The organism is Desulfofundulus sp. (assembly GCF_049701015.1).
Lineage (GTDB): Bacteria > Bacillota > Desulfotomaculia > Desulfotomaculales > Desulfovirgulaceae > Desulfofundulus.
This window is the reverse complement of sequence record NZ_JBNATZ010000419.1, coordinates 1-5,631: the sequence shown is the minus strand read 5'-3', so window position 1 is coordinate 5,631 and position 5,631 is coordinate 1. Positions and strand designations below refer to the sequence as shown.

Annotated in this window: 7 protein-coding genes; 4 read left to right on the top strand and 3 right to left on the bottom strand. The window is 52.4% G+C overall.

The genetic code is table 11. From position 1 onward, the window contains the following. Positions 1-64: 64 nt before the first annotated feature. The 4 genes from ftcD to ACPLUI_RS15045 are packed head-to-tail and all read left to right on the top strand — an operon-like array spanning position 65 to position 4,518. The gene (ftcD, locus tag ACPLUI_RS15060) at positions 65-961 is read left to right on the top strand and encodes a glutamate formimidoyltransferase (RefSeq protein WP_424661055.1); all 897 of its coding nucleotides are present in this window, start codon (positions 65-67) and stop codon (positions 959-961) included. After that, positions 961-1,593, top strand: coding sequence for a cyclodeaminase/cyclohydrolase family protein (locus ACPLUI_RS15055; RefSeq protein ID WP_424661054.1), 633 nt, complete (start codon positions 961-963; stop codon positions 1,591-1,593). Before ftcD ends, ACPLUI_RS15055 begins: the two co-directional genes overlap by 1 nt. 49 nt (positions 1,594-1,642) lie before the next feature. Then, entirely contained in the window at positions 1,643-3,670 is a 2,028-nt protein-coding gene (locus ACPLUI_RS15050; RefSeq protein WP_424661053.1) for a urocanate hydratase, read from the top strand. Between the two features lie 47 nt (positions 3,671-3,717). Continuing rightward, complete coding sequence (locus ACPLUI_RS15045; protein WP_424661052.1) at positions 3,718-4,518, top strand: hypothetical protein; 801 nt, start codon at positions 3,718-3,720, stop codon at positions 4,516-4,518. A gap of 31 nt (positions 4,519-4,549) precedes the next feature. On the opposite strand, the gene ACPLUI_RS15040 is transcribed toward ACPLUI_RS15045, so the two are convergent. From ACPLUI_RS15040 to ACPLUI_RS15030, 3 genes are all read right to left on the bottom strand, one after another. Continuing rightward, on the bottom strand, positions 4,550-4,783 hold the full coding sequence (locus ACPLUI_RS15040) for a YrrC family ATP-dependent DNA helicase (protein WP_424661051.1): 234 nt from the start codon (positions 4,781-4,783) through the stop codon (positions 4,550-4,552). Between the two features lie 154 nt (positions 4,784-4,937). Continuing rightward, positions 4,938-5,213, bottom strand: a complete 276-nt coding sequence (locus tag ACPLUI_RS15035; protein WP_424661050.1) for a metal-dependent hydrolase — start codon at positions 5,211-5,213, stop codon at positions 4,938-4,940. 35 nt (positions 5,214-5,248) lie between these two features. Next, a complete protein-coding gene (locus tag ACPLUI_RS15030; RefSeq protein ID WP_424661049.1) occupies positions 5,249-5,452 on the bottom strand; it encodes a metal-dependent hydrolase in 204 nt (67 codons plus the stop codon). Positions 5,453-5,631 lie beyond the last annotated feature (179 nt).

Sequence of the window (5,631 nt, the reverse complement as noted above, 5' to 3'; positions counted from 1 at the left end):
GTTTAGTCTGCGAAAATGGGCAGGGGTTGGGCTAAATTAAAGTGAGAATTGACAGTGTAGAGCAGTGAAACTCGTGGAATGCGTACCAAATTTTAGCGAAGGCCGCCGGTTGGAGGTGGTACAGGAGATCCTGGACACGATCAAAAGCGTAAGCGGGGTGCGTCTGCTGGACTCCAGCTCTGACCACAGCCACAACCGCACAGTGGTGACCTTCGTAGGGAGCCCGGAGAGCGTTAAAGAGGCTGCCTTTCTTGCGACGGCGAAAGCTGCTGAGCTGATCGACATGGAGCAGCACAGAGGCGAGCACCCGCGGATCGGGGCGACAGACGTCATCCCCTTCATCCCGGTGAGCGGAGTGACGATGGAGGAGTGTGTGGAACTTGCCTGTCAGCTTGGGAAAGAGATCGGGGAGAAGCTGAGGATCCCCGTCTACCTTTATGAGGAGGCGGCGATCCGTCCTGAGCGGAGGAGCCTTGGAGCGATCCGCAAAGGGGAATACGAAGGCCTCAAAGAAGCGATCAAGACTCCTGAGAGGCAGCCCGATTTTGGGCCAGCCGAGATGCATCCGAGCGCAGGTGCCACAGCGGTAGGCGCCAGGCCGCCGCTGATCGCCTATAACATCAACCTTGGCACGAGCGACGTAAATATTGCCAAGGCGATCGCCAAATCGATCAGAGGTAGCAGCGGCGGATATCCGAGCATCAAGGCCCTTGGTATCCTGATCGAAGAAACGGGTACTGCCCAGGTCACAATCAATGTTTGCAACTTTCGCCAGGTCTCCCTGGCGCGGGTCTTTGAGACAGTGAAGAGCGAAGCAGAGCGGTACGGAGTGAACATCACCAGCAGCGAGATCGTCGGTCTTGTGCCGCTGGACGCCATTGTTGACGCAGTTGCCTTTTACCTGCGCCTTGCTGGCTTTAAATCTGACCAGGTTTTGGAGAAGAGGCTGCAGGAGAGCTGATGGAGGGAAAAGAGATGCTGACAAAACTGAGCGTAGAGGGATTCATCGAAGAAGTCGCCTCATCCTCACCGGCGCCAGGGGGAGGGAGTGTCTCCGCTTTAGCCGGGGCTTTGGGAGCGGCGCTGGTAGCGATGGTTGCCCGGCTGACCGAAGGCAAAGATACCGGCGGTGATGATCTTCAAGGGGTCTTGGGGAAGGCAGAACAGCTGAGAGCCTCCCTCAAAGAGAGCATCAGCGAAGACACCGCAACCTTCAACCGGGTGATGGCTGCCTACCGCCTGCCCAAGCAGACCGAAGAAGAGCGCCAGCGGCGCTCCGAGACGATCCAGGACGCTCTACTGGCAGCGGCCCGGCTCCCCTTGAAGGTGGCACGGGATTGCCTGGAAGTCATGCGGCTCTGCGAGTGGGCTGTAAAGCACGGGAAGCCGAACGCCTTAAGCGATGTCGGTGTGGCCTTGCAGATGGCGCGCTGTGGGCTGGTCGGCGCCCTTTACAACGTCGCCATCAACATCGAGGGGCTTAGAGACCCTGAGCTTCGGGAGCAACTCGCATCCGAGAGAAAAGCACTTTTGAGCCAGGCCGACCTCATCGCCAGCAACCTGGAAGAGGCAATTTCCAGCAGGTTTGATTGAAACTACCTGAAAAATCAAGAGAAAATGAGGATCAGGAGGAAGAGACTGGATGATTGGCAACCTTGACATTTCGAAGGCGATGACCATCAAGCTCGATAACGAGTTACCGGAGATGCCGGAGTTCGAACCTGGTATCAGGCGGGCGCCGAACAGGGGGTTCCGGCTGACCCCGGCTCAGACGAAGCTTGCCTTAAAGAACGCCCTCCGCTATGTGCCTGAGGAACTGCACGAGAAGCTGGCGCCGGAATTCCTAAACGAACTGATGACCCGGGGGAGGATCTACGCCTACCGGTTCCGTCCCCCAGGGAGGATCTATGCCAAGCCGATCGACGAATACAGAGGTAACTGTATCGAGGGTAAAGCCTTCCAGTTGATGATCGACAATAACCTCGATTTCGAAGTTGCCCTTTACCCCTATGAGCTAGTCACCTATGGTGAGACGGGGAGAGTCTGCCAGAACTGGCTACAGTACAGATTGATCAAAAAATACCTGGAAGTCATGACCCAGGACCAGACGCTGGTAGTGGAGTCTGGCCATCCGCTTGGGCTTTTTCCCTCGAAGCCAGACGCCCCGAGGATAATCATCACCAACGGCCTGATGGTAGGCATGTACGACAACCCCTATGACGAAGAGATCGCCGAGGAGTTAGGAGTTTCCAACTATGGGCAGATGACAGCTGGTGGCTGGATGTACATCGGCCCGCAGGGGATCGTCCACGGCACCTACAACACCATCCTCAATGCTGGGAGGCTGAAGCTGGGGATCCCGCACGACGGTGACCTGCGCGGCAAGCTCTTCGTCTCCTCCGGGCTGGGGGGGATGAGCGGCGCCCAGCCGAAGGCTGTAGAGATCGCCCGGGGCGTGGGGATCATCGCCGAAGTAGACTACTCCCGGATCAAGACGAGGTATGAGCAGGGTTGGGTGAGCAAAGTCACCGACGACCTGGATGAGGCTTTCCGGATCGCTGACGAATGTCTCCGAAAGAAGGAGCCGATGTCGATCGCCTATTACGGCAATGTGGTCGATCTTCTGGAATACATCGTCAAGAACAACATTCACGTCGACCTGCTCTCTGACCAGACATCCTGCCATGTGGCTTACGAAGGCGGCTATTGCCCGCAGGGGGTCACCTTTGAAGAGCGGACACGGCTGCTTGAGACCGACAGAGAGAAATTCAAAGAGCTGGTAGACAGGAGCCTGAGGCGCCACTACGAGCTGATCAAGACACTGGTCGAAAGAGGCACCTACTTCTTTGACTACGGCAACTCCTTCATGAAGGCGGTCTTTGACGCCGGCGTGAAAGAGATTGCCAGGAACGGGGTGGATGAGAAAGACGGCTTCATCTGGCCTTCATATGTTGAAGACATCATGGGGCCGATGCTTTTCGACTACGGTTACGGGCCTTTCCGTTGGGTCTGCCTGAGCGGCAAGCATGAAGACCTGATCAAGACCGACAGGGCGGCGATGGAATGCATCGATCCCAACCGCAGGCCGCAGGACCGGGACAACTACATCTGGATCCGGGATGCCGAGAAGAACAACCTGGTAGTTGGCTCCCAGGCCAGGATTCTCTACCAGGACGCCGAAGGGCGGGTCAAGATCGCCCTCAAATTCAACGAGATGGTGCGGCGCGGCGAGATCGGGCCTGTGATGATCGGGAGAGACCATCACGACGTTAGCGGCACCGACTCACCATTCAGAGAGACCGCCAACATCAAGGACGGCAGTAACGTCATGGCGGAGATGGCGGTACAGTGCTTCGCCGGCAACGCAGCACGTGGGATGAGCCTTGTAGCACTGCACAACGGCGGGGGTGTTGGCATCGGCAAAGCGATCAACGGTGGCTTCGGCCTTGTGCTGGACGGCAGCGAACGAGTCGACAGGATCATCAAATCCGCCCTTCTCTGGGACGTGATGGGAGGGGTGGCCAGGAGGGCCTGGGCGCGTAATGAGCACTCACTCGAGACGAGCATCGAATTCAACCGGGCATACCAGGGAAAAGGCCACATCACCCTGCCCTATCTGGTAGATGAGAACTTGCTCGATGAGGTTGTATCCAGAGCCTTCAAGGAATAGGCTCTGGATACAACCTTTAAGCACCTTATAGCGAGGGGGTTATACTTATGAAATTAAATTTCATCAAAATGAGTCCTTGTCAGAACACTACAGTTCTTGTTACAGAGTACTGCTCCAAAAAATATTATGCTCTAATAGCCGAACAGGCAATGAGTTATGACGGTCTATGTGCCGAGCAGGTAGGATTTATCGTCCCTCCCAGAAAAATAAATTCAGTTTTGGGTATGGAAATGGCAGGGGGAGAATTTTGTGGCAACGCCTGCCTTTGTACTGCGGTATATGCAGTATATGCTGGAATTTGCGAAGAGGGAGATTTTTTTATAGATGTATCAGGATCAAGTAATCTGTTAAGATGTCATGTAAAAGCGCTTTCTAATTATGTGTATTACGCAAAATGTGAAATGCCTCCCTTCCTTTCAATTAACGATATAATTATTGAAATTAATCATAAGGAGATAAAAGGAAGTATGGTATTATTTGAGGGCATAAGTCATTTTGTTTTTAAATCATGGTCAAATTTTGGTGAGGATGATTACTACAAAGTGCTGGATATTGTTAAATCCAATGTTTCATCTGATGCTATTGGTATTATTCCATACTATGAAATAAATAATGGTGAGTATGAAATCAAGCCATTTGTCTATGTAAGGTCTACCAAAAGCCATGTGTTTGAAAAAGGTTGTGGTTCGGGAAGCATGGCATTAGGAATTTACCTTAATAAATATCAGGGCATGAGGGATAAAATTGTAGTAAGACAGCCTGGTGGTGCTATAACAGTTGAAGTAGGAGAAAAAATTTTCATATCCACTGATGTTAAAATAACTTGTGAAGGTACAATAGTTATATAGTGAGTTTCCGCTGAGAAAGCTTGCTAAAATGTTAATGAAAAGGCAGATAAATCGTGGAGGGGATTTCCTTTTCCCAGTAATGGACCCTCAACTGGGGTCCGTGTTTAGGGTGTTCCTGCCATATTCCCTTAACTAAGAGTTGTTCCCCTTCGGAAATATTGCAAAAATCCCCCAGGGCTTTTATATCTCCACTGGGGGTTTTAATAATTATGACGGCGAAAGTTTCTGTCTTTAAAAGAAACCTTGTAATGGTTCCTTCAATCATATCACTGGTATCAGAAGTAGCGTTGAGCAACGTGATTTATCCCCCCTCGACGGGCGCAAGCTGCGAATTTCTTTCTTGGTCAGACAACCAACGCGAACCTTCCCCGAGGCGCCGTATTTTTCAGTAGCTGCGAACGGGCCAGTCTCAAGTTTTTCTACGACATTTTGATAAGCGACCAGACCAGCCAACTGCATAAAATCAACATGGCCGGTGTTACTGCAAAGTGTTCCACTAGACCGCCAGTGCGAATTAAGGGCACCCGGAAGCGAGTTTTTAATGGCCATAACCAGGACACACCCTGGGGATTAAGGGTATCCATTAACAGATGGGAAAAGTGACCAGATAGTACCAGCAGTGCTGAATGATTGTATACGTATACGGGTGCGTACCAAAAGCGTAACACAATGACTGGCAGTAGAATTATCACCATAGCTCCCAAAACTGAGTGCAACGGTCCACGGTGGCCTAGGTTACTTGAACTGCCCACGCAGCTGGCGCCACAACCCGACCTAGCTTCGAGTGCGGGTCGTCCAGGTCCGGCGATAGAGCGGCCACACCGGCAATGCCGGCGGATATGGCCGCTGTTCGTAAGTCGGTGTGCTGGCCGGCCAGAAGTAACCCGGCAGCCGCACCGCTCAAAAAATGTGTGCGCCACAGCAACTTACTCACCCCCCTCCCCCCTTAAAAAAAGAGCCAGGTATGCAACACACGCACATACCTGGCGGGTATTTACAATTTTTCTTCACTTTTTGCAGCATTAAGGTAATAACATAGCATTGGGTGGAAAAAGATTCCTCCAGTTGTTCCCTTAATTCTTTCCCGGCTCTCTTCTGCTGGTTTAAGACCTT